The 25955-nt window shown below is 74.9% G+C and carries 18 protein-coding genes; 5 read left to right on the forward strand and 13 right to left on the reverse strand.

What is annotated here, in order from left to right:
* The first annotated feature begins 84 nt into the window (after nt 1–84).
* From ACIQVT_RS02525 to ACIQVT_RS02535, 3 genes are all read left to right on the forward strand, one after another.
* Complete coding sequence (locus tag ACIQVT_RS02525; RefSeq protein WP_403746222.1) at nt 85–591, forward strand: TspO/MBR family protein; 507 nt, start codon at nt 85–87, stop codon at nt 589–591.
* A 203-nt stretch (nt 592–794) separates the two neighbouring features.
* Nucleotides 795–1247: a DUF5707 domain-containing protein gene (locus ACIQVT_RS02530; protein ID WP_403746226.1), complete on the forward strand. Its 453-nt coding sequence runs from the start codon at nt 795–797 to the stop codon at nt 1245–1247.
* 67 nt (nt 1248–1314) lie between these two features.
* The gene (locus ACIQVT_RS02535; protein WP_403746229.1) at nt 1315–1545 is read left to right on the forward strand and encodes a hypothetical protein; all 231 of its coding nucleotides are present in this window, start codon (nt 1315–1317) and stop codon (nt 1543–1545) included.
* 88 nt (nt 1546–1633) lie between these two features.
* Here the strand turns inward: ACIQVT_RS02535 and ACIQVT_RS02540 are convergent, their stop codons facing one another.
* A complete protein-coding gene (locus tag ACIQVT_RS02540; protein ID WP_403746231.1) occupies nt 1634–2053 on the reverse strand; it encodes a hypothetical protein in 420 nt (139 codons plus the stop codon).
* Nucleotides 2054–2371: 318 nt separating this feature from the next.
* Here ACIQVT_RS02540 and ACIQVT_RS02545 point away from each other — a divergent pair, with 318 nt between their 5' ends.
* Nucleotides 2372–5266 carry an XRE family transcriptional regulator gene (locus tag ACIQVT_RS02545; protein WP_403746234.1) on the forward strand — a complete coding sequence of 965 codons (2895 nt, stop codon included), beginning with the start codon at nt 2372–2374 and terminating at the stop codon, nt 5264–5266.
* 288 nt (nt 5267–5554) lie between these two features.
* On the opposite strand, the gene ACIQVT_RS02550 is transcribed toward ACIQVT_RS02545, so the two are convergent.
* Entirely contained in the window at nt 5555–6265 is a 711-nt protein-coding gene (locus ACIQVT_RS02550) for a DUF4232 domain-containing protein (protein ID WP_403746237.1), read from the reverse strand.
* 477 nt (nt 6266–6742) lie between these two features.
* Between ACIQVT_RS02550 and ACIQVT_RS02555 the strand changes: the two genes are divergently transcribed.
* Nucleotides 6743–7276, forward strand: coding sequence for an EF-hand domain-containing protein (locus ACIQVT_RS02555; RefSeq protein WP_403747864.1), 534 nt, complete (start codon nt 6743–6745; stop codon nt 7274–7276).
* 25 nt (nt 7277–7301) lie between these two features.
* Here the strand turns inward: ACIQVT_RS02555 and ACIQVT_RS02560 are convergent, their stop codons facing one another.
* The 11 genes from ACIQVT_RS02560 to ACIQVT_RS02610 form a co-directional block, all read right to left on the reverse strand.
* On the reverse strand, nt 7302–8207 hold the full coding sequence (locus ACIQVT_RS02560; protein WP_403746240.1) for a class I SAM-dependent methyltransferase: 906 nt from the start codon (nt 8205–8207) through the stop codon (nt 7302–7304).
* Nucleotides 8208–8286: 79 nt separating this feature from the next.
* A complete protein-coding gene (locus ACIQVT_RS02565; RefSeq protein WP_403746243.1) occupies nt 8287–9393 on the reverse strand; it encodes an NAD(P)-dependent alcohol dehydrogenase in 1107 nt (368 codons plus the stop codon).
* Complete coding sequence (locus tag ACIQVT_RS02570) at nt 9390–10799, reverse strand: aldehyde dehydrogenase family protein (protein WP_403746246.1); 1410 nt, start codon at nt 10797–10799, stop codon at nt 9390–9392. The genes ACIQVT_RS02565 and ACIQVT_RS02570 overlap by 4 nt, the downstream gene beginning before the upstream one ends.
* 8 nt (nt 10800–10807) lie before the next feature.
* The gene (locus ACIQVT_RS02575; RefSeq protein ID WP_403746249.1) at nt 10808–11563 is read right to left on the reverse strand and encodes a (5-formylfuran-3-yl)methyl phosphate synthase; all 756 of its coding nucleotides are present in this window, start codon (nt 11561–11563) and stop codon (nt 10808–10810) included.
* A gap of 341 nt (nt 11564–11904) precedes the next feature.
* Entirely contained in the window at nt 11905–14853 is a 2949-nt protein-coding gene (locus ACIQVT_RS02580; RefSeq protein WP_403746251.1) for a condensation domain-containing protein, read from the reverse strand.
* On the reverse strand, nt 14843–16726 hold the full coding sequence (locus ACIQVT_RS02585) for an amino acid adenylation domain-containing protein (RefSeq protein ID WP_403746254.1): 1884 nt from the start codon (nt 16724–16726) through the stop codon (nt 14843–14845). The genes ACIQVT_RS02580 and ACIQVT_RS02585 overlap by 11 nt, the downstream gene beginning before the upstream one ends.
* Nucleotide 16727: 1 nt before the next feature.
* Entirely contained in the window at nt 16728–18620 is a 1893-nt protein-coding gene (locus ACIQVT_RS02590; RefSeq protein ID WP_403746257.1) for a non-ribosomal peptide synthetase, read from the reverse strand.
* Entirely contained in the window at nt 18620–21772 is a 3153-nt protein-coding gene (locus ACIQVT_RS02595; RefSeq protein WP_403746261.1) for an amino acid adenylation domain-containing protein, read from the reverse strand. Before ACIQVT_RS02595 ends, ACIQVT_RS02590 begins: the two co-directional genes overlap by 1 nt.
* A 304-nt stretch (nt 21773–22076) precedes the next feature.
* A complete protein-coding gene (locus tag ACIQVT_RS02600; RefSeq protein ID WP_403746264.1) occupies nt 22077–23372 on the reverse strand; it encodes a condensation domain-containing protein in 1296 nt (431 codons plus the stop codon).
* Nucleotides 23373–23504: 132 nt separating this feature from the next.
* Entirely contained in the window at nt 23505–24869 is a 1365-nt protein-coding gene (locus tag ACIQVT_RS02605; protein WP_403746267.1) for an MFS transporter, read from the reverse strand.
* A gap of 316 nt (nt 24870–25185) precedes the next feature.
* Nucleotides 25186–25851 carry a ScbR family autoregulator-binding transcription factor gene (locus tag ACIQVT_RS02610; RefSeq protein ID WP_403747867.1) on the reverse strand — a complete coding sequence of 222 codons (666 nt, stop codon included), beginning with the start codon at nt 25849–25851 and terminating at the stop codon, nt 25186–25188.
* Between the last annotated feature and the right edge of the window lie 104 nt (nt 25852–25955).

Here is a 25955-nt window from a genome sequence, read left to right on the forward strand (position 1 = left end):
GACGCCCCCTGGTGACGGCCACCGTCGTCCCCGCGGACCCGGTCCCCGGTGTGAGGGGTGCCGCCGCCGGGGCACCTGTGAGGTATGAGGCTCACCGCGGCGCACACCGCCGTCCCGTCCCCTCGGCCCTGGCGGCGCTACGGCGCGGCGGCGACGGCGGTGGCCGCGACCGCCCTGGCCGGTGCCGCGGCGGTCGACGCCGACAGCGCCTGGTACCGCTCGCTGCGCAAGCCGGACTGGCAGCCACCGCCCCGGGCCTTCGGTGCCGTGTGGACACCGCTGTACGGCACGATCGCGTACGCGGCCGGTCACGCGCTCGGCAGGGCCCCGGACGCCCGGCAGCGGGCGGCGCTCACGGGGAGTCTCGCCGTCAACCTGCTGCTGAACGCGGGATGGAATTGGCTGTTCTTCGCCCGCCGCAGCCCGCGGGCCGGGCTGGCCGGGACCCTGCTGCTGGACGTGAGCAACGTCGACCTCCTGCGCCGGACCGCGCGCACCGACCGGACGGCGGCCCGCGCGCTGCTGCCGTACGCCGCCTGGTGCGGCTTCGCCACCGCCCTGAACGCCTCCATCGTCCGCCGCAACAGCTGATCCGCCCGCGGCCGTACGAACCTCCGTCGAGCGGACACCCGGGGAGCGGTCCCCGTGCGCTCACACTCCGGGCGCGGCATCACTCAGGGCCGGTGTGGGTACGCGCGCTCATGCCCGGGGCCCGGCGCGCGGCCAGTATGGAGGCAACGGCGCGGCAGACAGCGCCGGTTCTCACACATCCGAGCCTGTGAGGGGCGTTCCCCATGTCACGACGTACCGTCCTGTCCGTAGTCGCCGGCGCCGTCGTCCTCACGGGTGCCGGGGCCTTCGCCGTCGCCCACGCCGGGGACCGGCCACCGTCCGTGACGCACGGCGCCGCCCGTTACACCGCCCCCGACGGCCACCGCCGGGGCTCGCTGACCTTCACCGCCGACGTCACGGCACCCTCCGGCGTCAAGAAGGTGAAGGTCCTGGCGTGGCCGGCGCGGTCCTCGTTCGCCGAGCGGGGCCTGACCGCCGACGACATGGCCGGCGTCGAGTCGGCCCGCTGTGAGCCGTCCGGTGACGAGACCGCGCGCTGCACCTACACCGCCGACGTCACCCCCGCCGAGGCCGACTCCTCCCCGCGCGGCCGGTGGCACGTCGCCGTCCTGGCCACCACCGAGGACGGCCGTACGACGCTGGACACGAGGTCGGCCGACTTCACCATCCGGTGAACCGGTACGTTCAGGTGACAGCGGCCCCGTGCGCGTGCGTCCCCGGGGCCGGGGGAGGCAGGGCGTGATGTCGGCGGACGAGCCGCTGCGGATGTCGGTGGACGGTGAGGAGTTCGAGATCAGCCGGTCCGACGACAGCCCGGGCACCTACGACGTCGCCTGGCTGACCGGGCCCGATCCGCGGTACGGGTTCGGGTTCCGGAGCCATCCGCCGGGACACGTCGGCCGGGCCGTTCTCGAAGAGGCCATCAGGGACTTCCTCGCGCAGGTCGACCCCGGCACCGGGCACATCGAGTGAGCACCGTCCGGGGCCGGCCGGTGGCGGTGGCCGGCCCCCGTGCGGCCGGCCACCGCTCACCTCGTGCCCGGGCCGCCGGGCCCGTGGGTCAGCTCACCTCCTCGCAGGGCAGGCCGACGGAGGTGTAGGTGCCGCCGGAGAGCTCCCACCCTTCGGCGCACGTCTGGCCGGAGCCCCGGCCCGATCCGGTGGCGCCGGGGTAGGCGCTGTCCCGGCCCTCGACCCGCATGCCGGGACCCCAGACGTTGATGTGGCCGTAGAACCGGCTGGAGCCGCCGTAGATGCCGCGGGTCGTGTAGCCGGAGGCGTTGCCGGAGACGGTGACGCAGACCTTGTGGTTGCACCCGTGCGCGTCCTTGAGCCGGGCCTCGTCGCCCACCCGGAGACAGACGTCCTTCGCGCACGTCCAGCCCGGGCCGGCGGACCGGGCCGTCTCCGCGGCGCCGGCGGCCGCCCCGCTTCCCAGGACCAGGCCGAACACCGCTGCCGCAACCAGTACCGAACGCATGGAGCCTCCCGTGTGACGGTGTGAGGGATCGCGCGGCCGGGGGTTCGTCCCCGGCCTCCCACCTCAGCGATATCCGAGGTTCTTTGTTCGGTCTCCGGACGACGGCGATGAACAATCAACCGCGAACAATCGCGTCGCCGCGGTCGGCCCGAACCGCCCGGACCGTGAGGCGCCCCGGCTCGTACGGCGTCACCCGGGCGAGGGATCCGGCCCCCGCCGGACCACCCGTGACCAGCGGGCCGAAAAGCATCGATCACACGACGGCGGCCTCCACCGGGCGGCGACACTTGTCGCGGAACGCATCGGATCGGGGGAAACATGCCACGCAAGGAGTCACCGCTTCCCGAGGGCGACAACCCGGTGGTGAGGTTCGCCGCCGAGTTGCGGGAGCTGCGCCGGACGGCGGGCGGGCCCTCCTACCGGGCTCTCGCCGCCCGCGCCCACTATTCGGTGGGGACGCTGTCGAGCGCCGCCGCCGGCCGGAGCCTGCCGTCACTGGAGGTGACCCGCGCCTACGTCGGCGCCTGCGGCGGCGACGTGGCGCGGTGGGAGGCCCGCTGGCACGCCACGGCCGGCGACATCGCGCTCGCCGGGAGCGGTGCCGCCACCGGTGCTCCCCCGCCGGACGCGGACGCCTCGCCCTACCCGGGACTCGCCCCCTTCGGCTCGCGGCAGAGCCGGTTCTTCTTCGGACGCGAACGCGTGGTCGAACAGCTGCGCGCGCGGCTCGCGGAACAACGGTTCGTCAGCGTCTTCGGCGCCTCTGGAGCCGGCAAGTCCTCGGTGCTGCGCGCGGGCCTGCTGCCGTGCCTGCGCGCCGAGGGCCGGGACGTCGTCACGCTCACCCCGGGTGCCCGGCCGCTCGAGGAGCTGGCGGTGGCCCTGGCGGCCCGTGCCGGCACCACCCCCGGCCGCATGCTGGAGCAGGTGCGGGCACACCCCGGCGACCTGCACCTCTACCTGCGTCAGATCGCCGGGGAGGGGTCCGGGCGGGGTGAGGTGGTGCTGGTCGTCGACCAGTTCGAGGAACTCTTCACCCTGTGCCCGCGCCAGGAGGAACGGAACCGGTTCATCGACGCCCTGCTGCTGGCCGCCCGCGCCGAGACCAGCGTGTGCCGGGTCGTCCTGGGCGTCCGGGCGGACTTCTACGCCCACTGCATCACCCACGTCGGACTCGCCAAGGCCCTCGACTCCGCGATGGTCACGCTCGGGCCGATGGATGCGGAGGAACTGCACCGGGCCATCTGTAGCCCCGCCGCCGCGGTCGGTTGCCGCGTCGAGGGACGGCTGCTGGCCTACCTGACCGCCCAGGCCCAGGGGAACGCCGGCATGCTCCCGCTGCTCTCGCACGCGCTCCGGGAGACCTGGCGGCACCGCCGGGGCACGCTGCTCACCATGGAGGCCTGCCGGACCGCGGGTTCCATCGAGCACGCCCTCACCCACACCGCCGAACGGTTCCACGAGGCGCTGAGCGCCCGGCAGAAGGACGCGGCACGCCACCTCTTCCTGCGGCTCGTGGCCGTCGGCGAGGGCACCGAGGACACCAAGCGCCGCATCGGCCGCTCCGAGCTGTCACCTGATCCGGACACCACGGCGATCGTCGACCGCGCCGCCGCCGAACGGCTCATCACCGTGGACGGCGAGCACGTGGAGCTGACGCACGAAGCACTCATCCGCGGGTGGCCGCGGCTCGGCGGATGGCTCATGGAGAGCCGCGAGGTGCTGCGCAGCCGCCGGCAGCTGACGGAGGCGGCCGCCACCTGGACGGGCCTGGGCCGGGACCCGGGAGCGCTGCTCAGGGGCGCGCGCCTGGACGCGGTCCGTCCGCTCGCCCGGGCCCAGGACGCGGGTCTGACGGAACGCGAGAGGGCGTTCCTCGACGCCAGTCTGGCGGCGGAGGAGGCGCGGGTCGCGGCGGCGGCCCGGCGCCGGCGTCGACGGCACCTGCTGATCGCCGCGGCGGCGGTGCTTCTCGCGGTGTCCCTGACCACCTCGCTCCTGGCCCTGCACGCCGACCGGGAGATCACGGCCCAGCGTGACGACGCCGTCGCCCACAACGCGAGCGCGGCGGCCACCGAACTGTCACGCACGGCGCCGGCCCTGGCCGCGCGGATCGCGCTGGCCGCCTACCGGCTGCGGCCGGGCCGACACAGCCGGGACGCGCTGCTCAGCACCCTGATGTCCACCTGGGCCGCGCACGAGGCCGAGATGTACGCCTTCGACGTCAGCCCCGACGGCACGGTGCTGGCAACCGGTGGCCGGGACCGCACCGTGCGGCTGTGGGACATGCGCGTCCCGCGCCGACCCCGCGAGACGGCGGTGCTCACCGACCACAAGGACGCGGTCTACGCGGTCGCCATGCACCCCGGCGGTTCCGTGCTGGCCAGCGCGGGGGCCGACGGAGTGCTCGCCCTGTGGGACATCTCCGACCCGCGCGCACCGCGCCGCATCGCCGGTGTGCGGACGCGTACGAAGACGGTGCGCGCCCTCACCTTCAGCCCGTCCGGGCGGACGCTGGTGAGCGCCGGCAGCGACGGGGACGTGGTGCTCTGGGACACCCGGTCCCTGCGGAAACCCGTCCGTGGTGCCAGCCTGCGCGGCCACCGGGACGAGGTCCGCTCCGTGGCCTTCAGCGCGGACGGACGGCTCCTGGCGAGCGCGGGGGGCGGTGACGAACACGTCATCCTCTGGGACATGACGTCACCGGCGCACCCCGTCGAGCGGGCCGACTGGCGGGCCCACACCACGACCGCCCTCTCCGTCGCCTTCAACCCGCGCACCGGTGTGCTCGCGACGTCCGGCGGCGGTGAGCAGCCCGTCAAGCTGTGGCGCGTGACCCGGGCGGGCCGCCCGGCGCTGCTCGCCGCGCTGGAAGGCCCCACCGACGTGGTCGGCAACGTCCAGTTCAGCCCCGACGGACGCCTGCTGGCCGCCGGCAGCGACGACCGCACGGCGCGCATCTGGCGGGTCGGCTCGTCGCGGCGGCCCCGCAGGGAAGCGGTGCTCGCGGGATTCACGACGGCGGTCCTCGGGCTCAGGTTCCGCCCGGACGGGAAACAGCTGTTCGTCGGCGTGTTCGACGGGACCGCGCACACCCTGTCGAGCGACTTCGGGCGCGTGGTCGGCGACGCCTGCGCGTTGGCCGGCACCCCTCTCACCCACGACGAGTGGCACCACTACCTGGGCGGGGTGCCCTACCGTCGCCCGTGCTGACCACCCGGCCCCGGCACCGACGACGTCATAGCCGCTGCCAGGGCTGGAACCACGGATCGCGCCGGGGCCTCCGCTGCCGCGAGCAACGGGTAGAGGGTCGCGCGCGGACACCGGCGATCACCGTGTCGGTCCGCTCGGCCGCTTCGGCGTACGCGGCCAGGACATCGGCCAGGCCCTCGCCGGGCCGAGCCGGAACTCACCGGCGTGCCGACTCGTCCGGTTTCCGCTGTGGCCGGACGGTGCTCGCGCGGGCCGGATCACCCCGGCCCGCGCTCGGGTGTGCCCGGATCAGAAGTCGTACGGCTTCTCGGTGTTCCAGTTGAGCACGTCGGCCTCGTTCCAGCTGAACCGCGGCTTCTTGCCCTTGTTGACGACGGAGTAGAAGGGGCCGGTGTGACCGTCCGCGCCGCGCAGCGCGAAGGCGAGCGACTGCGCCGTGTGGTGCTTGGAGCCGTAGTCGAAGAGGTTCACCGCGCTGTAGACCTTGCCCCCGGGCCGGAGCGTGATGTGCTTGTCGCCGCCCGGGTTGTCCTTCTTCGAGTGCGGCAGCGCGACGTTGTCGACGTTCCAGTCGAGCACCACGGCCGGGTACGAGGTGACCCAGCAGGGCTTGGTGCCCTCGTTCACCGCGGTGAGCAGCAGGTGGTCACCCTGCTGACCGGCGAACCGGTGCTCTGCGGTGACCAGCAGCTCGTCTCCGCGACACGCCTGGGCGCCGGTCGTCGCGCGCTTGCTCACGACCGCCTCCGCCCCGCCCGAGACGGTGGCCGAGCGCACCCCCACCTTGACGTGACCGGCGTTCTCGACCTGCTCCGCGCCGCCCTTGCCGTTCCCGGTGGACGCGGACCGGCTCCGGACGGTGGCAGCGCCGTGGTCGTCGCCCGCCGCCTTCGAGTCATGGCCGGCGCCGCCGCAGGCGGTCAGGCCCAGCGCCAGCGCGGCGGTGACGGTGGCCAGGACGGCGGAACGGGTGGTACGGCGGGCGATGTGCGTGGTCATGACGAAAGCTCCCCTGTGGTCTGTCCGGACACGGCACCCGCTCCCGCAGGGTGACCGGCCGGCTGTTTCGCTACACCCCAGGAGATGACGTCGGGGCGAGCGTCGTTCACTCGGCTTTGTCCGCATTCGGTAACAGCAACTGGGTGCAGCGACACCGGTGTTCACCGTGTGTCCCGCCGCGCGTGCCAAGGGGTCCGCCGACGGCCCGCCGCCCCCCGGATCAACGGCTGGGAGCGAGGAAAGGGAACGCCCGAGCCTCGGGATCGGTCGGAGCGGTCGGGTTGTCACAGATGAGGCATCCGATGTGCCACAGACGTTCAAGGAGTGGTCCTTATGGCACCAGATGCGAAGATCGAGCGTCAGCGGCTCTTCCTGGTGGTTCCATGGGGCATGGCCGCCGCACGCGCGCCGGGTCAGGCGGAGGCACTCATCGGGCAGGCCCGGCATCGCCGGGTCGCGGAAGAACAGGTGACGGACATGCGAACCGAGGCAGCCGAGCGGGTCGAGCTGGTCTTCTCCCTCTTCGACGCCAATGGCAACGGAGTCATCGACTCCGACGACTTCGACCTGATGACGGACCGGGTCCTGGAGGCGGCGACCGCGTCGGACGACGGCGCCAGGGCCGCCGTCCGGGCCGCGTTCCGCCGCTGGTGGACGACGCTGGCCACCGAACTGGACGGCGACGGCGACGGCGTGATCACCGTGGACGAGTTCCGTCCGTTCGTCCTCGATCCCGCGCGGTTCGGTCCCACGATCACCGAGTTCGCCGAGGCGCTCGCCGCACTCGGCGACCCCGACGGGGACGGTCTGATCGAGCGCCCCCTCTTCGTGTCGCTGATGACGGCGATCGGCTTCGAGGAGGCGAACATCCACGCCCTGTTCGACGCCTTCGGCCCGGACGCCGAGGACCGCATCACCGTGGCCACGTGGGCCGCCGGCATCGAGGAGTACTACGCCCCGGACAGGGCCGGGATCCCGGGCGACCGGCTGGTGGGTACCCGGGCCGTCTGACCGCGTCGTCGGAGCGCTGCGGGCGTCACGGCCGGGGTTTGTGCGCGAACACCCAACGGTTCCCCTCCAGCGCGTCGTTCGGCTCGGGGAGGGGGCCACGACCGTGCCGACGGGTGAAGTCGAAGGGCGTGTGCATCGAGGTGGACCAGCCCTTGGCCGTGAGGACGCCCGCGGAGTCGGGCCGTGGCCCCGCGTCGAAGAGATCGAGCAGGTCGATGCCGATCCGCTCCCGCGTCGCCGTGTAGATCGGGCTGTCGCGGTACGCCAGCAGGTCCTTCTCCAGCTTGGCCTCGAAGGCCAGCGCGCTGCCCGAGGTGGTCAGCCGGTCCACCGTGTCGATGAGGTACGTCTCGACGGGGCCCGGCAGGTAGAAGAGGAGTCCTTCGGCCAGCCAGACGCTCGGTGCGGCCGGGTCGAAGCCGGCGCCGGTCAGCGCGGTGACCCAGTCCGTGCGCAGGTCGGCCGGTACGGCGACGCGCTTCGCCTTCGGGGTGGCCGCCAGGTCCGTGAGCACCCGGTGCTTGAACTCCAGCACGCCCGCCCGGTCGAGCTCGAAGACGGTGCGGCCGGACGGCCAGTCCAGCCGGAAGGCGCGGGTGTCCAGCCCCGCGCCCAGCAGGACCACCTGCCGGGGGCCCGTCCGGACCGACCGGAGCAGGAAGTCGTCGAGGACCCTGGTGCGCAGGCCGAAGTAGCGGGCGAACCGGCCCCACAGCGGGTTGCCGTCCCCGTCCGGGACCTGGTCGATGCGCACCGGCCAGTCCGCGCAGGCGGGGGCGGCGCGCACGAAGTGTTCCGCGTAGCCGTCCCGGGCCAGGCTGTCGTCGCGGTGGGTCTCGATCGCCCGTGCAGCGGCGACCAGGAGGGCGGTCAGGCCCACACCTCCGTCCACGCCTTCCACGTCCGTGTGCCGCGGTGCCGTGCCGGTCATGCTTCCTCCGTTGCGGGGAGCGGGGGCGGGAGCTGTCCAGGTGTGGGTCGGGGTGGGTTCTCGGTGCCGCGTGCCTCGTTCACCGGCTCGTCCGCTCCGGGAGCAGGACCGGTTTGACCACGCGGCCGGCGTCGCAGTCGCGTTCGGCCTCGTTGATGCCGGCCAGCGGGTAGGTGCGGATGAGCTGGTCGAAGGGGAAGCGGCCGGCCTGCCAGAGCCGGGTCAGCAGCGGTATCAGCAGTGCGGGGACGGCGTCGCCCTCGCAGATGTGGCGGATGCCGCGGCCCCCGTCGAGCGTGCCGGGTTCGAGCGGCAGCGCGGTGTGGAGCCGTGCCACCAGTCCGAGCGTGCCGGTGGGGCGCAGTGCCCGGAGCGCGTCGTTGATGAGCGGGGCGGAGGCGGTGGTGTCGAGCGCGTACCGCGCGCCGCCGTCGGTGAGCCGCCGGATTCGCTCGGCCTGTCCGGCCGTTGCTGCGGGCAGAGGGATCGCGCCGAACCGTTCGGCCAGGGCCAGCCGCCGGGGGTGCCGGTCGACGGCCACGGTCAGCGCGCCGGCGGCGGTGGCCGCCATCACCGCGGCGAGCCCCACGGCTCCCGCGCCGAGGACGACGAGGGTGTCGCCCGGACCGGCGGCGAAGGTGTTCAGCACGGCTCCGGCGCCGGTGAGGAAGCCGCAGCCGAGCGGCCCGAGCAGTTCGACGGGGAGCGCGGGGTCGACCCGTACGGCGTTGCGGGCCGGGACGAGCGCGTACTCGGCGAAGGAGGACTGGCCGAACCAGCGGGGGGCCAGCGCTCCCCCGGCCGCGTCGGTGAGCCGCGGCGCGTCGTCCTCGCGTCCCCCGAAGAGGTTGAGGGAGGCGAAGGAGTCGCAGTAGGCGGGGGCCGCGCCGCGGCAGTTGCGGCAGTGCCCGCAGGAGTCGAAGCTCAGCACGACGTGGTCACCGACGCCGAGTCCGGTGTCCGCGCCGCCGCCCGTCCGCACCACGACCCCGGATCCCTCGTGGCCGAGCACCGCGGGCAGCGGGCTCCGGCCGGCCGATCGCCGGACCGCGAGATCGGTCCGGCACATCCCGCAGCCGGCGATCTCGACCAGGACCTCGCCGGCGGCGGGTTCGGTCCGCAGGGCCACCTCCTCGACCTCGAACGGGCCCTCGTACGAGCGCAGTACGGCCGCCCGGAACCTCACCGTGGTCCCTCCTCCGGCCGGTGGACGACGAACGGCCGCAGGTTGCCGTACAGCCCCCACGGTCCGCCGGCCACGCCGACGCCGCTGTCCTTGACGCCCGCGAAGGGCTGGGCGAGGGACAGTTCGGCGTGGTGGTTGATCCAGGCCGTGCCGCATTCGAGCCGGTCGGCCACCGCCGCGGCCCGGTCGGTGTCGGTGCCCCACACCGAGCCGCCCAGTCCGAAGCCGGTGCCGTTGGCGGCGTCGACCGCTTCGTCGAGACTCCGGTACGGCAGCACCGGCAGGACCGGACCGAACTGCTCCTCGGTCACCACCGGGCTGTCGGGCGGGACGTCGGTGAGGATCGTGGGGGCGAAGAACCAGCCCGGCCGGTCCAGTCGGTGGCCACCCGCCGCGGCCCGGGCGCCGGCCGCCAGGGCCCGCTGGGCGAGCTCCTCGACCCGGGCCAGCTGGGGGGCGTTGTTGACCGGTCCCAACCGGGTGTCCGGGTCGAGGCCGGGCCCGACGGTGACGGTCCTGGCGCGCTCGGCGAGCGCCTCGACGACCCGGGCGTGGAGCCGGGCCGGGACGTAGACGCGTTTGACCGCCATGCAGACCTGCCCGCAGTTGCGGAAGGCGGCCCAGAACAGCCGGTCGGCGATCCGGTCCACCTCGACGTCGTCCAGCAGGACGGCGGCGTCGTTGCCGCCCAGTTCCAGGGTGACCCGTGCGAGTGAGGCCGCCGCCGCTCCGGCGACGGCCCGCCCGGTCGGCACCGAGCCGGTGAAGGTGACGTGACGGATGCCGGGGTGGGAGGCGAGGCCGGCGCCGAGCGGTTCGCGGCCGGTGACGACGGTGAGCACGTCCTCGGGCAGGACGGTGGCGAGGACGGAGGCGAGCAGCCGGGTGGCGAGCGGGGTGAACGGGGACGGTTTGAGGACCACGGTGTTGCCCGCCGCGAGCGCGGGCGCGAACTTCGCCGCCGCGAGCTGGAGGGGGAAGTTCCACGGCACGATCGCGGCGACGGGTCCGAGGGGGCGCCAGCGGATCTCACTGTGCACGGGCCGGCCGTCGGCGATCCGCCGGGTCCTGGGGGCCAGGCCGGCGAAGTATCGCAGGCGAGCCGCCGTTCGGGCGGTCTCCGCGTGCGACTCGGCCAGGGGCTTGCCCTGTTCCCGGGTGAGCAGCCGGGCGAGGTCGTCGCCGGCCGCCTCCACGGCGTCGGCCGCCGCGAGCAGCGCGGTGGTGCGGGCGTCGGGATCGGCACGCCAGCGGTGCCAGGCGCGGCGGGACCGGTCGACGACGGCGTCCAGCGTGTCCGGCTGCTGGTCGGGGGCCTCGTCGAAGACCTCCGCGGTGGCCGGATCGACGACGGGGAGAGGCGCGGCCCGGTGTCCGGGGACGCGGTGCGGCTCGGAGGTCGGCATCCCGGCGGTCAGCTCACGGCGGTGACGCCGGCCGCGTGCTCCCGGGCGTGCCGGTCCATCTCCGCCCGGAAGGCGGCCACCAGGTGTGGTCGGATCCGGCCGGTGTTGCGGTCGCCGCCCTCACAGACGGCCCCGCGGACCCCGACGATGTCCGTGCCGATCCGGGTGAGCGGACCGAGGTCGGCCTGTTTGACACTGCCCGCGAGCGCGGCGAGCAGCCCGGCGGCGTGGGCCAGCCGGACGAACTCGGCGCAGGCGTCCGGCGGCACGTGATCGAACAGCCGCGTCCCGTCCTTGATCGCGGTGTCGAGCATGGCGGCGTCGGCGCCGGAGCGGGCGGCGATGTCGGGCAGGGCGAGCGGGTTGACGCAGCCGACGCGGTGGGCGTCGGCGTAACCGGAGGCGACGACGAGCGCTTCGGGGCGGTGGTCCTTCACCGCCCGGACGACCGCCCGCATGACCTCGATGCCCTGGTCGGGCGTCGTGCATCCGTAGAGGCCGACCTTGATGTAGGTGGCACCGGAGACGACCGCGCCGAGCGCGGCCTGCGCCACCGTGCCGGGCTTGTACGGGACGTCGCCCACGGTCGCGGACACCGGCTTGTGCGCCGGTACCGCGTCGCGGATCGCCCGGATGACCCACGGGAAGTTCGCGCCGAGAGAGCCCTCGTCGGGCTTCTTGACGTCGACGATGTCGAGGTGTTCCGCCGCCTTCGCACAGTCGAGAGCCTCCTCGACGCCGTCCGGGGAGATGAGAAGCAGCACCGTGAACTCCCTCCGCCCGCCGATCCACCCGGCCGGGGGGCAGGGGACCGCGGATCACCTGGTTCCTGTGTGGTGCACCCATCCTTTCCGTCACCCGAGGGAACCGGGAGGGCGCACAGAGTGCCCATCGGGCGCTCAGGCCCCCGGGAGGTGCGCCGTACATAGCTGCCCGAACCCTTTCGAACAGTGACGTTTCGCCCGGCCGTGCACGCTCGATGAGGCGTGTGCGGCACCCCCGCGTTTCGGCGCGAGAGGCGGGTCCGGCCGGTGGCGGTCGCTGCCACCGGCCGGACCCGCCTACGTTCCGGGGCCGCCCGGCGGCCGACGGACGCCGGCGGTGCTCACCGGTCGTCGTGGGTCATGCCCTCGATCATCTGGGTGAGTACGGTCCGCCGGTCCTCGCCGGGACGAGCCCGCAGCGGCCGGGCCAGGCGGGCGCTGTCGTAGCTCCAGCGGTGGTCGAGGTCCCGGGGGACCTCGTCGGTCTCGCGGATGTCGGCCCGGGTGCCCAGGAGTTGTGCGAGGTCCCGCGCCAGGTCGTGCCAGGAGACGTGGCCGCCGCACGCGTTGGCGACGCCGTGCACGGGCCGGTCCAGGCTTTCGGTCACCGCTCTGGCCAGGGCGGCTGCGTGCACCCAGGCCACCCCGTACCAGTCGTTCCCCCCGGTGCCGGGGCGGGGCAGGTCTATCGGCGCGCCCGTGCGGGCGGCCTGGTAGAGCCCGCCGATGGCCCCCCAGCGCAGTTGTTCGCGCAGCCGGTCGTGGGCGCCCCAGACGATGGGTGACCGCACGGCACTCGCTCCCCCGCGTCCCCCGGTCCCCGCGGCACTCAACAGCAGGGCCTCGCAGTCGAGTTTGGTCCTCCCGTACGGGCTGACCGGTTCCTGGGCGGGTGATTCCTCGGCGACCCGGTGCGTGGCGGGGTGTCCGTAGGCGTCGACGCTGCTGACGAAGACGAAGGGGCCCTGCCGCCAGGCCCCGACCATGGCCTCCATGGCCGCCAGGTCCACCTCGTGGCGGGTGAAGGTGCAAGCGGCGTGGACGACCGCGTCCGCGCCGGCGACGGCGTCCCGCAGTCCCGCCAGGTCCGTCAGGTCGCCCTCGACGACATCGACGCCGTCACCGGCGACCAGATGCGCCGACTCGGGCCGGGCCAGTGCCAGCACGGGCCGGCCCTGGGCGACGAGTTCCCGCAGGACGAACGCGCCGACGCCGCCCGTCGCTCCGGTGACGAGGACCGTGCCGGTGCGCGGGCCCCGGGAGCGGGCCGGCTTCCGCGCGGCCTTGGCGGTGCTCTGCTGCGCCGCGCGTTCGTCGAGGAGCGCGGTGAGCGCCCGGGGGGTGCGTGCCTGGAGGACGTCGAGGCCGGTGAGCGGCAGCGCGAGCCGTGTGCGCAGCCGTTCGGCGAGTTGCACGGCCACCAGGGAGTGCCCGCCGAGGGCGAAGAAGTCGTCGTCCGGTGCGGGCACGGTTGCGAGCAGGGCGGCGAACGTCTCCGTGACGGCCTCGGCGCGGGGACCGGGTGACGCGGTGGGAGCGGGCGCGCCGGGCAGCCGCGCGAGGTCCAGGGTGCCGGTGGCCGTGCGGGGCAGCGCGTCGAGCACGGTGACGGCGGCGGGGACGTCGCCGGGCGGCAGCGACCGGCGCAGCAGGCCCAGCAGTTCGTCGCCGCGGGGGCCGACGCTGTCGCGCAGGACGGCGTAGGCCACGGGTCGTTCCCCGACGCGCTCGTGCACGTCGGCGTCGGCGACCCGGGGGTGGGCGCGCAGGGCCCGGGCCGCCGGGTGGCCGGCGTCGTCCGCGGCGGGTGCGGGACGGGTGCCGGGGCCGGTGAGTTCGCTCAGCGGGGTGTCCGGGTGGGCCGCGGCCGCGGCCAGCAGCCGGGCGTGGTCCTGGACCGTGGTCCGGGCCACGGCGTCGTCCAGTGCGCCCGGGTCGTACTGGACGAGTGCCGCCGGGCGCGTGGGGTCGGCCAGGTCGAGTCCGTAGGACAGGGTGAACTTCGCGTCGCCGACGCCGATGTCGACGTACTCGGCGGTCGTGCCCGGCAGGCGGAGCACTGTGGGTTCGCCGAGGACGTCGGAGGTGACGCGGACCAGGCCGGTGCCGTCGGTGCCGCGTGCCTGGGTGCCGAGGCGTTCCAGGACGAGGTCGAAGGGGAGGCGCCCGTGGCGCTGGGCCTCCAGGAGCGCGTCGCGGACCCGGTGCAGGAGCCGGGCGAAGGACGGGTCGCCGGAGGTGTCGACCCGTACGGGCAGGGTGTTGACGCAGAGGCCGACCAGGGCGCGCATGGCCGTCCCGGTGCGGTGGGTGCTCGCCACGCCGATGACGAGGTCGTCGTCGCGGGTGAGCCGGTGCAGCGCGGCGAAGGCTGCGGTGAGTGACACCGCGAACAGGGTGGCGCGGTGTTCGGCGCCGAGCGTGCGCAGGGCGTCGGGCAGGCCGGGGGCGAGGGGCACCGTGTGGACGGCGGCCGGTCGGGCGGCGGTGCCCCCCGCGGCCGTCGTCGGCCGGGGCAGTGCGGGCGGTGCGGCGTCGGCCAACAGACCCGCCCACCGGTCGAGTTCGGCCTCCAGACCGGGGAGCGCGTCGTGCTCGCGGTGGGCGTGGTCGGCGTACTGCGGCGGTGCGGCGAGCGGCTCGGTGCCGTCCTGGTCGCCGGCCGCGTACAGGACGGCGAGTTCGGCCGCCACCGTATCGAGCGAGCCGCCGTCGACGGCGATGTGGTGGAAGGTCAGCAGTACCGTGTGGTCCCGCGGTCCATGGCGCAGGACCAGGGCCCGGACGGCCTCGCCGGCCGTGAGGTCGAAGGGGCGGGCCGCCTCGCGGCGCAGTGCCTCGGGCGTGTCCGCCGGGTCGGTGTCGGCCACGGGCACGGGGACGGCCGCCGGCGGCGGGAGCACCTCCTGGCCGGGGGTGCCGTCCTCTTCGGTGTAGCGGGTGCGCAGGATCTCGTGCCGGGCCACCAGCGCGGTGAGGGCGGTGGCGAACGCGGCCGGGTCGAACGGGCCGCGCACGCGGGTGGCGAACGGCACGTGGTAGGAGTCGCCGGCGCCGCCGAGCCGTTCCATCAGCCACATGCGGCGCTGGGCGCGGGAGAGCGGGTGGCGTCCGTGCCGGACGGTGGTGCCCGGCCGGGTGCCGGACGGTGCGGGACCGTCGGCGTCCGCGGTGGCCGCGCCGCCGGGGGCGGTGGTGGTGCGCCGGGCGGCGCCGGCCCGGGCCCGGCGCAGCAGTTCTTGCTGGAGTTGCCGCCGGGTCGGCGCCGTGGGGTCGGCGTCAGTGGGCATCGTGGTGCTCCGGGGTCGGGGGGTGCAGATCGTGGTGGGCGGTGAGCAGGGCCTGTTCGACCAGGGCCGCCTGTGCGGCGACGGTCGGGGCGGCGAAGAAGTCGGCGAGGGTGAGTTCGACGCCGAGTTCCTCGCGCAGGTCGTCGGTGACGGCGAGGGCCAGCAGCGAGTGACCGCCGAGGGCGAGGAACTCGGCGTCCGCGCGGGTGACCTCGCTGCCCAGGGAGCGGCTCCAGACGTCGGCGACGGCCTGTTCCACGGGGGTCATCGCCGCGGCCGGAGCGTCGGGGCGGCTGTTGCCGGCCGTGCGGGCCAGGTCGGCGAGGGCGCGCCGGTCCACCTTGCCGGCCGGGGTGAGGGGCAGGTGGTCCACCAGGGTGACCGTGTCCGGCACCAGGTGGGCGGGGAGGACGGCGGTCAGGCGTTCGCGCAGCGCGGCACCGGCGGGCACGGGTCCGGGTGCGGCGACCACGAGGGCGACGAGCCCAGCTTCGGCGGTGCCCGCGCGGTCGACGGTGACGGCGGCGTCGACGACGTCGTCGTACCGGCGCAGGGCGTGCTCGATCTCCCCGGGTTCGATGCGGAAGCCGCGGACCTTGACCTGGTCGTCGTTGCGGCCATGGAAGTCGAGGGTGCCGTCGGGGCGGGCGGAGACCAGGTCACCGGTGCGGTAGAGCCGGCCCGCGGCCGGGTGCTCGACGAACCGTTCGGCGGTCGGTCCGGGCAGGCTCGTGTAGCCGTGGGCCAGCCTGCTGCCGCCGACCCACAGTTCGCCGCGCTCCCCCGCCGGGACGGGCCGGCCTTCGGTGTCCAGGACGTGGGCGGTGGCCCCGGCGATGGGCCGGCCGATCGGTACGGGGGCGTCGCCGTCGTGGGCGGTGACGCGGTGGGCGGTGGCGAAGGTGGTCGTCTCGGTGGGCCCGTAGCCGTTGACCAGTTCCAGCCAGGGGAAGGCGGTCAGGACGGCGTGGGCCGGTTGGGCGGCCATCGCCTCACCGCCCACGACGACCGAGCGGAGCTGGCCGAAGAGGCGGGAGCGGCGGGCGGCGAGCTGGTGGAAGAGGGCCGTGGTGAAGAACGCGACGGTCACACCGTGGCGTTCGACGTGCCGGGCGAGATCCTCCAGCGAGGGCCGCTGCTCGGTGCAGACGACGACCGCGGCGCCGTTGGCGAGCGCCACCCAGATCTCGAACGTGGAGGCGTCGAAGGTCATGGGCGAGTGGAACAGGACGCGGTCGCGGGCGGTGACGGTGACGTAGTCCGGTGCGGTGACCAGCTCGGCGATGGCGCCGTGCGGTACGACGACTCCCTTGGGACGGCCGGTGGAGCCGGAGGTGAACATGATGAACGCCGGGCCGCCGGGGTCGCTGTGGTCCAGCTCGGGGCCGTCCGTGAGCGGCTCCTCGGGCAGGGCGAGGACGGGGCCGGTGAGCGCGGTGGCGTCCAGCAACTTGGGGTCGCCCACGGTGAGCGCCACCCCGGCGTCGCCGATCATCGCCTCGGTGCGCGGCCGGGGCTGGGCGGGGTCGAGGGGGACGCAGACGGCGCCCGCGAGCCAGAGCGCGAGCTGGGCGACGACCGTGCGCGCCGACCGGGTCGTCAGCAGTGCCACCCGGTCACCGGGGGCCACGCCGTGGTCGCGCAGGTGCGCGGCGAGGGCTCGGCCGGCCCGGAGCAGGTGGCCGTAGGTGAGGGTCGTGTCACCGTCGACGACGGCCAGGGCGTCCGGGGTGAGTTCGGCGCGCCGGGTGACGAGCGCGGGCAGCGCCGTGGCCCGGGCCGGGGGCTCGCCGGGTGCGGCGGCCGGAGTGCGGGGCGGTGTCGCGGGCGCGGGGTCCGCCGTGGCTTCGGGCTGCGGGAGGGTGGGTGCCATGTCAGGCTCCTGCCGGTCGCGGGGTCAGGCGCTGGTCGAGGAGTGCGGCGAAGGCGCGCAGGTCGCTGCTGCGCAGCAGTTCGTGGGCGCGTGGTCGTACGCCGGTCGCGCTCTCGACGGCCGCGAGCAGGCGGGCGGCGACGACGGAGGTGCCGCCGGCGTCGGTGAGGTTGTCGGAGAGGGTGGTCTCGGGCCGGCCGAGGAGGTCCCTCACGGTGGTCAGGACGAGGTGTTCGGTGAGTGTGGCGTCGGCGAGGTCGTCCGTGGCGGGCGCGGGCGCCGGGTCGGGACGGTGCGCGGACAGCGCGGCCCGGTCGACCTTGCCGTTGGCGTCCAGGGGATAGTCGTCGACGATCCGTACGGCCGCGGGCACCGCCTGCTCGGGGAGCCAGGCCCGGACCGCGGCGCGCAGGTCCGCGGCCGCCGGCTCGGCGCCGTCGGCGGGCCGTACGTGCGCGACGAGCCGGGCGTGTCCGGCCCGGTCGCGCAGCACGGTGACGACGGCGCTGCGCACCCGGGGGTCCTGCTCGAAGGCGGCCTCCACCTCGGCCGGTTCGATCCTGACGCCGCTGATCTTGACCTGGTCGTCGAGGCGGCCCAGGAAGACGAGGGTGCCGTCGGCGGTCATCCGGACCCGGTCGCCGGTGCGGTAGAGGCGGTCGGCCACGGGCGGGGCCGGCTGCCGGGGCGGGGCGGTGAACCGCTCCGCGGTCAGCTCGGGGTCGAGGTAGCCGAGGGCCAGGCAGTGGCCGCCGATGCGCAGTTCGCCCTCCTGGCCGCGCGGGACGGTCCGGCCGTCGTCGTCGGTGACGACGACGGTGACACCGGGCAGCGGGGTGCCGATGGGGGGCGGGGCGGGGTCGCCCGCCTCCGGGTCGGTGGCGCGCATGGCGTGGGTGGTGGTGACCACGGTGGCCTCGGCGGGGCCGTAGGCGTTGTGGACGGTGGCGGTGACGTCGCGCCCGGGGCGGCGGCGCATCCGGTCGCCGCCCACGACGAGGTGGCGCAGGCTCAGGTCGCGCGGCCAGGGCCGGTCGAGCAGCGGCTCCACCATGGGGGTGGCCGCCACGGACACGGTGACGGCGGCGTCGCGCCACCACTCGGTCAGTACGCGCGCGTCCCAACGGGTGTCGTCGGGGGCCGGGACGAGGGCGGCGCCGGAGGTCAGCCCGGCCCACAGTTCGAGCAGATGGGGATCGAAGGCGACCCCGATGAGCAGGGACTGACGGTCCCCGGGGGCCAGTCCGGTCTCGTCGCGGTACCAGTCGAGGGCGACGGACAGCGAGCCCTCGGCCACGGCCGCCGCCTTGGGGCGGCCGGTGGATCCGGAGGTGAGGACGGCGTAGAAGGCGCCTTCGGGGGCGCGCCGCGTGCCTCGGCCGTGGGCGACGGAGACCGCCACCGCGGCGGTGGGGGCGTTCACGCCCTCGGTGGGCAGGGGCAGCGGGGTCGACTCGCCGGTGCGGTGGGCGGCGGGCAGGACACCGAGGTCGCCGACGAGGCAGGCGACGTCGAGGTCCTCGGTGACGGCCTGGGTGCGGCGTTCACCGGGGCGGGGGCCGAGCGGCAGGTAGACGGCGCCGGTCCGGGCGAGTGCCACGGCGGTCACCACGAGGGCGGCGGAGCGGTCGAGGCAGACCCCGACGAGGTCGCCGGGGCGCACGCGGTCCGCCAGAGCGACGGCGACGGCCGTGGCGGCGGTGTCGAGGTCCTGGTACGTCCAGGTCCGGGCGCCGTCGATCACGGCGGGTGCCTGCGGGGTGCGGCGCACCCAGTCCTCGAAGCGGGCGAGCACGGCGGTCGGCTCGGCGGCCGGACCGTGGGCGACGCTCGGCGCGGCGACGGTGGCGGCGGGCGCGGGTACGGCGGCGGGGGCGGGCGGGGACTGGGTCATCACGACTCCCTGGAGGGGGTGGCGGTGGCGGCGAGGGCGCCCGCCTGGTCGGCGAGTACGGGGTGACGGAAGAGCGTCCTGAGCGGCGGGCGGGTGCCGAGACGGGGCTCCAGCCAGGCCGCCAGCTCGGCGGCGAGCAGGGAGTGGCCTCCGCTGCGGAAGAAGTGGGAGCGGCTGTCGAAGCGGCTGTGCCCGAGGACCTCGCGCCAGCCCTCCGTCAGCAGGGCCGTCATCGGGTCGTCGGACTCCGGGCCCGCCGGCGCGGTCTCCGCGTCCGGTGCGGCCGGCGTGGCGCTCACCGGTTCGAGGGCCGCGGCGCGGCGGGCCAGGGCGGTCCGGTCGGGCTTGCCGCCGGCCAGGGTCGGCATGGTGTCCAGCCGTGCCCAGCGGGCGGGCACGAGCGGGCCGGGCAGCCGGCGGCTCAGCTCCGTGTGGAGCGCCTTCTCGTCGAAGTCCACGCGGTCGGCGCCGTCCTCGAGGAAGCCGACCAGGCGGGGCGCGTCGGGGCCCTCGCGGTCCAGGACGACGGCGCAGGACCGGCCGCCGAGCGCCGCGGACGCCGCCGCCTCGATCTCCTCCAGCTCGATGCGGTGGCCGCGCAGCTTGACCTGGTTGTCGCGCCGGCCCAGGAAGTACAGCAGGCCGTCCGGACCGCGGTAGCCCAGGTCGCCGGTGAGGTAGACGCGTTCTCCGCCGAGGGCGTCCACGGTGACGAACCGGGCGGCCGTCACCTCCGGGTTGCCCGCGTACCCCTCGGCGAGGCCGGGTCCGGCGATGGCGAGTTCGCCGACGGCGCCGGACGGCAGCGGCCGGTGGTGGGCGTCCAGGACGTGGACGCGCTCACCGGGGAGTTCGGTGCCCAGCGGGATCTCGGCGCCCTCGGCGAGGGCGTCGCGGGAGATCTCGTGGACGGTGGAGCTGATGGCCGCCTCGGTGACGCCGTACACGTTCAGGACGGTGGCGTCGGTGTCGGCCAGGAACTCCCGCAGGGCCTGCGCGGGAAGCCGCTCACCGCCCAGCACCAGGAGTCTGGGCGCCCAGTCGCCGTCGCGCAGCGCGGGCCGCAGCTCGTCGCGGGTGGCGAGGAAGTAGCTGGTGGGCAGGTTGGCGACGGTGACCCGGGCGGACGCGAGCAGGCCGGCGAGTTCGGCGCCGGTGGGCACCTCGTACTCGGGGAGGACCAGACAGGCACCGGCGTACAGGGCCGGCAGCACCTCCTCCAGCGCCACGTCGAAGGAGGGCTGGGCGAACATCAGGACCCGGTCGGCCGTGGTCAGGCCGAACCGGTCGGCGGTCGCGGTCAGATGGTGCGTGAGCGCCGCGCGGCCGACCGCCACCGGCTTCGGTGTGCCGGTGGAACCCGAGGTGTGGATGACGTACGTGGCGCCGGGCAGCACGTCGGCCGCGTGGGCCGCGGGCAGTACGGGCGCGTCGACGCGGGCGGTCGGCAGTCCGTCCGGCAGAGCCGGGCCGCCCTCGCCGGTCAGGACGAGCGCGGGGGCGAGCCGCTCCAACAGCAGGGCGAGCCGGGCCGGCGGGTCGGACGGGGACAGCGGGCAGTAGACGGCGCCGGTCCGCAGGCAGGCGAGCAGGGCGACGACCGAGTCGGCGCTCCTGGGCAGGACGACGGCCACCGGCCGGCCGGGCGTGACACCCGCGGCGAGCAGCCGGGAGGCGAGCGCGCCGACCCGTTCGTGGAGTTCGCCGTAGGTGAGGCGGCGGGCACCGCACAACAGGGCGGGCAGCGACGGGTGGTGGGCGGTCACCGGGTCGAGCGGGTCGCGGTCCGCCGGTACCGGCGGGGCCTCGGCGGCCGGCTCGGGCGCGGCGGGGGCGAGGTCGGCCAGCGCCGCATGGGGCATGTCCAGGTAGGAGCGCAGCAGGTCCAGGAAGCGGCCGCAGAGCAGCCGGGCGACGTCCTCGCCGAGGAGGTCGGCGTCGTAGTCCCAGACCAGGGTCATGCCCGGCGCGCCGTGGCGCGGGGTGACACCGCGCCGGTCGTCCGGCAGCAGCACCACGTCGAGGTCGAAGCGGGTGGTGCCGGTGTTGAAGCCCTCGAAGAGGGTGATGTCGAGGCCGGGTACGTCGATCTCCGGCAGCGGCGCGTCGTGGGCGCTGAACATGACGGAGAACAGCGGGTTGTCGGCGCCGCTGGTGTGCAGGCCGAGTGCCCGGGTCAGTTCCTGGATCGGGACGTCCTGGTGCGGCAGGGCGCGGATCAGGGTGTCGGTGATCTCGTCCATCGTGTCCTGGGCGGGGACGGCGGCGTCCAGGTCGAGGGGGAGCGGGATGGTGTTGACGAACATGCCGACGGCGTTCTCGTAGCCGCGGGGACGGTTGCCGACGGCGGTGCCGACGACCATCCTGGAGCGCCCGCTGTGCCGGCGCAGGAGTTCGGCGAACAGGCCGAGGAGCGCGGCGAAGGGGGTGAGGCCGCGGGACCGGGCATGGGCGCGCAGCCGCTCGGCGAGGTCGGCGCCGATGGTCTGGCGCAGTTGCCCGCCCCGGTGCCTGCGGCGGGCGCCCGGGCGGGTGAGGCCGGGCAGCGGCAGGTCGTGGGGCTGGTCCAGCAGCGCCGTGCGCCAGAACTCCAGGGACTCGGGAGCGTACGCGGCCCGGGCCTGGGTGCGGACGTGGTCGGCGTACGACGGGGCGGCGGGGAGTTCTAGGGGCTCGCCGAGGACGTGGGCGCGGTACACGCGGAAGACGTCGTCGAGGAGGATCGCGAAGGAGTGCCCGTCGTGGATCAGGTGGTGCTCCACGTGGACCAGCCGGTGGTGGCGTTCGGCGAGGCGCACGAGGGTCCAGCGGATCAGCGGTGCCTCGAAGGTGTCGAGCGGCGTCTCGGCCTCGGCGCGCAGCAGTCGCGCGAAGGCCTCCTCGGTGTCGTCCGCGTCGCCGAGGTCGACGGTGCGCAGCCTCGGAGCGCACCGCGGCGCGACGCGCTGCCCGGGGACGGACCCGGTGGAGGTGACGAGTTCGAGGCGGAGCCCGGGGTGGCGGTCCAGGGTGGCGGTGAGTCCCCGGCGCAGCGCCTCGGTGTCGAGGGTGCCCCACAGGTCCAGCGAGGCGGTGAAGTTGTAGGCACGGCTGCCCGGCTGCATCTGTTCGTGCAGCCAGACGATCTCCTGCGAGGAGGAGAGCGGAAGCATGGTGGTCCCTGAGGTCGTCGGGTCGGGTGTCCGGTGCCGGGCATGGTGTGGCCGGTGCCGGTCGTGCGGGCGGCTCCACGGGTCGCGCGGTGACGCCTGGTTGGTGGGTGATGTGGGTGATGTGCGTGCTGCCGGTGATGCGGGTACCGCTGTGGGTCACGCGTGCGGTGGTGCGGAACGGGCGGCGGCGCGGACCCCGGGGCAGGGGGATCACGGCCGGCGGGTGTGACGGGTGCGGTCACGGCTCTACCGGGGGCGACGGGTGCGGTCGCGGTTCCCCCGGGGCGACGGGTGCGCGGGCGGGTCAGTGCGGCAGCCGCTCCACCGGGCGCAGTGCCCGGGTCAGCGCGTCGAACGCCGCCAGCGCGGTGTCGTCGTCGAGGATCGCGCGGTCCCACACCATCCGCAGCCGGATCTCCGCGCCCTGGGTGACGGAGACGGCGAAGGGACCGCGCACCGGTCTGCCGTCGACATCGGTCTCCCGTCCCTCGGCGCCGGCCAGTACGAGCGGCGGACGGCGGCTGGCGTCGTCGACGGTCAGCAGTCCGTCGAGGTTCCCGGTCCAGCCCGAGCCGGCGGACCGGGCGGCGGCCACCACCGTGTCGAACGGCGCGTCGGCCCGCTCCAGGTCGTCCCACCAGGCGTCGGCCGTCTCCTCGGGGTCCGGCTCGTCGCCGGTGACGAGCGGGAAGACGACGGTGTTGAGGAAGCAGCCGATCACCGGCGCCGCGCCGCCGGGGCGGCCGCCCCACGGGTAGCCGAGCGGGACGACGTGGCCGGGGCCGTAGAGCGAGCGGGCCGCGGAGCGGCAGGCGTCGAGCAGTCCGGGGAACGGCACGCCGTCCTCGTGGGCGGGCAGCCGGGCCTGTGCCGCACCGGTCGGCAGGGTGCCGTCGGGCACGCGTTCCGGGCGGCGCCCGGGTGCCCGCGCACGTACGGCACGCAGCCGGTGCGCCCAATAGGCGGCCGCCCCGGGCGAGTCGGCGCGTTCCTCGGCGGCGAGCTGGAGGAGGACGGCTCGGCGGTAGGCGTCGAGTTCGGCCTCGGTCTCCTCGGGTGCGGGGGCATGGGCGTCGGCGACTTCGGTGTACGCGGTACCCAGGTCCTCGACGATCCGGGTGAGGGAACGGCCGTCGCACACGGCGTGGTCCAGGGCGACGGCGAGGAGGTCCTCCTCCTGGTTCTCGTGGTCCCGGGCGAGGAACAGCCGCAGCGGTGGACCCTGCGGTTCCCAGGCGGCCAGTGCGCGCCTGAGGGTGTCGGCCGGGCTTTCGCCGGGTGCGGGAGCGGGCAGCGTGACCTGGACGTCGGGTTCGCCGACCCGCAGGACGGGGGTGCCGCGGACGACGACGGGCCGCGAGCGCAGGGCGGTGTGCCGAGCGGCGAGCAGGCGGGCCGCCGAGCGCAGGCGCTCCGGATCGACGGCTCCGTGGGGGAAGGCGAAGAACATCGGCACCACGTCGGGACGTCCCGACGGGTCCAGCGCCCGCACCAGCACGAAACGGCGCTGCGCCCCGGTGACGGGCAGTACGGTGCCCGACCGGTCGTCCACGGTGAGCTGCCGGTAGCGGGCCAGGTACTGGCTCGTGATGCTGAGCACGTGGTCCTTCCTGTCGTCGCCGCGGTCGCGCGGCCGGTGGTGGCGGTGGCGGCCGGCACGACGGCCGGGCGGTGGCCGGCCGTGGCGCGGGTCCGGGCGGTGGCGCCGGGGGTCGGGGGGCGGCGCCGGGGTTCAGGCGGTCGGCGCGGGAGCGGGTGTCCCGTCGTCCTCCGGTGCGCCGGCCCGGCTCGCGGCCCCGACCGCGGGGCCGTCTGGGGTGCCGTCGGGAGTGTCGTCGGAGATGTCGTCGGGGCCGGGGAGGTCACGCATCCGGCGCAGCGGGGAGAGCAGCAGCGGCAGCGGTACGACGAGGAAACCGGCCGCGCACCAGGCCAGCGCCGTACGCGGTCCGTAGGCCCCGGCGAGGGCACCGCCGAGGAGCGCGCCGAGCGGCAGTGTGCCCCACATGAGGAAGCGCAGGGTGGCGTTCATCCGGCCGAGCAGCCGCGGCGGGCACAGTCCCTGGCGGAAGCTGACCTGGGCGACGTTGTAGACGACGGCGCCGAAGGACACGACCGTCGACCCGGTGGCGAAGAGCACCGCGCCCGGCGCGCCGTGGTCCGACAGCGGCCACAGCACGGCGAACGGGCCGGTCACGAGGACGGACAGGACGATGACCCGGGCCTGTCCGAACCGGGCGGCGAGGCGTCCGGCGCACAGGGCGCCGAGCAGTCCGCCGACGGCCGACGCGGACAGCACCAGCCCGAGCGCGCCGGGCCGGAGGCCGACGACACGGACGAGGTGGACGGTCTGCGTCGCCATGAGGACGGCCGCGCACAGGTTGGCGAGGGCCGTGGTGCCGGCGATGACGCGCAGCAGCGGATGACCGGTGACGAAGCGGATGCCCTCGCCGATGTCCTTGCGCAGGGAGGAACCCGCGACCGGCTCGGGCGGTTGCTCCGGCTGGTCGATGCGCAGCAGGAACAGCGCGGAGAGCACGTAGCCGACGGCGTCGGCGACGACGGCGAGGTGCGCGCCGACGAGCTGGACCAGCCCGCCGCCGAGACCGGGGCCGGTCACCTGGGCGGTGGAGCGGACCGTCTCCAGCGATCCGTTGCCCGCCACCAGTTGGTCGCGGGGCACGATCTGCGGCAGGTAGCTCTGGTGGGCGACGTCGAAGAAGACCGTCGCCACGCCGGTGACCAGCGCGACGACGTAGAGCTGGACCAGCGTCAGCACGTGGGCGGCCGCCGCGGCGGGGATGCTGGCCATGGCCAGGGCACGTACCAGGTCCGCGCGGATCATCAGGGGCCGCTTGCGCATCCGGTCGGTCAGTGCGCCGGCGGGGAGGCCGACGAGCAGGAAGGCGGCGGTCTCCGCGGCGGTGAGCAAGCCGACCTGGAAGGCGGAGGCGTGCAGTTCCAGGACGGCCACCAGGGGCAGGGCCACCAGGGTGACCTGCGCACCGAGTTGTCCGGTGGCCGCTCCGGCGAGCAGCAGGCGGAAGTCGCGCAGGCGCATCGGACCACCGGTGGCGGCTCGGTTTGTGACGGGCATATGACGGACACTCACCGAACGACCGTTCCAGAGTCAAAAGATCCACATCACTTTCGGTCGATCCTTGCGTCCTTTCGTACCGGCACAGGAAAATTTTCGGCGGACCTTCGGTACCTCCGCATGAATGACCGTCACCTCACCATCACCCGCGTGACAGGCGCGTACGGGAGGGCGCGGGCGGGCCGGGCGAGTGCCGTCGGCGCCCGGCACGGAGAGTGACCCTTACGGTCATGGCATGGTCTTGGCCGAAAACGATCACTTTGGATCGCGTCCGTGCGGAATCGATCATTCCGGCAGCTATGGGACGTACGGACCGTCAGGCGGTGGCGGCGGAAGCCGCCTCGCCCATCACCTCCGCCCGCGCCCGCCCCACCATCTCCGAGGGGTCGGCGCCCCGCTGGAGGGAGGGCAGGGTCAGGTGCCACCAGTCGGTGAGGCGGTGCGTGATGGTCTGCGGTCCCTCCAGCGCCTCGGTGAGGGTGCACAGCCCGAAGAAGGCGCTGACCAGGGTGCGCGCGGTGGGCGCGGGGCGGACCCGGTGCGCGAGGTGGCCGGCGGCCCGGGCCTGGGCGAGGAGCCGGGTCGCGGCGGTGGTCCAGAGCGCGAACGGATCGGGGAGGGCGGCATCGATGGCATCGCGCTCCGCCCACAGGCGCGCGCCGGCCCGCGTGAGGGTGTCCTCCGCCAGGGCCCGCGCGATCTCGTAGCTCAGGGCGACCAGGCGCTCCAGCGGCGGTACGGCCGGATTCACGTACCGCGCGGCGAGGCCGGGCCAGGTGGCGAAGCGGTGCCGGATGACGGCCAGGGCGAGCCCTTCCTTGCTCGCGTAGTGGAAGTAGACGGAACCGCTGGTCCGACCGGAGCGCGCGCTCACGTCGTTGACGCTGGTTCCGGCGTAGCCCTGCTCGGCGAAGAGGCAGGCCGCTGCCTCCAGGAGAGATCTGCGGGTTGCCCTGGCCCGTTCCTGCACCGTGTCGTCCACCTTCACTCAGCGGTATCCAAACGACCGAGAATGTAGTGCGCCCGCGTACGCCGGAGGCAATCAACGCATTCTGTGCGCGGTAATTGCGCATTCCTTCGACAGTG

The organism is Streptomyces sp. NPDC100445 (assembly GCF_044759735.1).
Taxonomy (GTDB): domain Bacteria; phylum Actinomycetota; class Actinomycetes; order Streptomycetales; family Streptomycetaceae; genus Streptomyces.

Excerpts from the sequence above, each read along its gene's own strand:
- ACIQVT_RS02525 (WP_403746222.1), top strand. The coding sequence starts at position 85 with ATGAGGCTCACCGCGGCGCACACCGCCGTCCCGTCCCCTCGGCCCTGG.
- ACIQVT_RS02530 (WP_403746226.1), top strand. The coding sequence starts at position 795 with ATGTCACGACGTACCGTCCTGTCCGTAGTCGCCGGCGCCGTCGTCCTC.
- ACIQVT_RS02535 (WP_403746229.1), top strand. The coding sequence starts at position 1,315 with ATGTCGGCGGACGAGCCGCTGCGGATGTCGGTGGACGGTGAGGAGTTC.
- ACIQVT_RS02540 (WP_403746231.1), bottom strand. The coding sequence starts at position 2,053 with ATGCGTTCGGTACTGGTTGCGGCAGCGGTGTTCGGCCTGGTCCTGGGA.
- ACIQVT_RS02545 (WP_403746234.1), top strand. The coding sequence starts at position 2,372 with ATGCCACGCAAGGAGTCACCGCTTCCCGAGGGCGACAACCCGGTGGTG.
- ACIQVT_RS02550 (WP_403746237.1), bottom strand. The coding sequence starts at position 6,265 with ATGACCACGCACATCGCCCGCCGTACCACCCGTTCCGCCGTCCTGGCC.
- ACIQVT_RS02555 (WP_403747864.1), top strand. The coding sequence starts at position 6,743 with ATGCGAACCGAGGCAGCCGAGCGGGTCGAGCTGGTCTTCTCCCTCTTC.
- ACIQVT_RS02560 (WP_403746240.1), bottom strand. The coding sequence starts at position 8,207 with ATGACCGGCACGGCACCGCGGCACACGGACGTGGAAGGCGTGGACGGA.
- ACIQVT_RS02570 (WP_403746246.1), bottom strand. The coding sequence starts at position 10,799 with ATGCCGACCTCCGAGCCGCACCGCGTCCCCGGACACCGGGCCGCGCCT.
- ACIQVT_RS02580 (WP_403746251.1), bottom strand. The coding sequence starts at position 14,853 with ATGCCCACTGACGCCGACCCCACGGCGCCGACCCGGCGGCAACTCCAG.
- ACIQVT_RS02585 (WP_403746254.1), bottom strand. The coding sequence starts at position 16,726 with ATGGCACCCACCCTCCCGCAGCCCGAAGCCACGGCGGACCCCGCGCCC.
- ACIQVT_RS02590 (WP_403746257.1), bottom strand. The coding sequence starts at position 18,620 with ATGACCCAGTCCCCGCCCGCCCCCGCCGCCGTACCCGCGCCCGCCGCC.
- ACIQVT_RS02595 (WP_403746261.1), bottom strand. The coding sequence starts at position 21,772 with ATGCTTCCGCTCTCCTCCTCGCAGGAGATCGTCTGGCTGCACGAACAG.
- ACIQVT_RS02605 (WP_403746267.1), bottom strand. The coding sequence starts at position 24,869 with ATGCCCGTCACAAACCGAGCCGCCACCGGTGGTCCGATGCGCCTGCGC.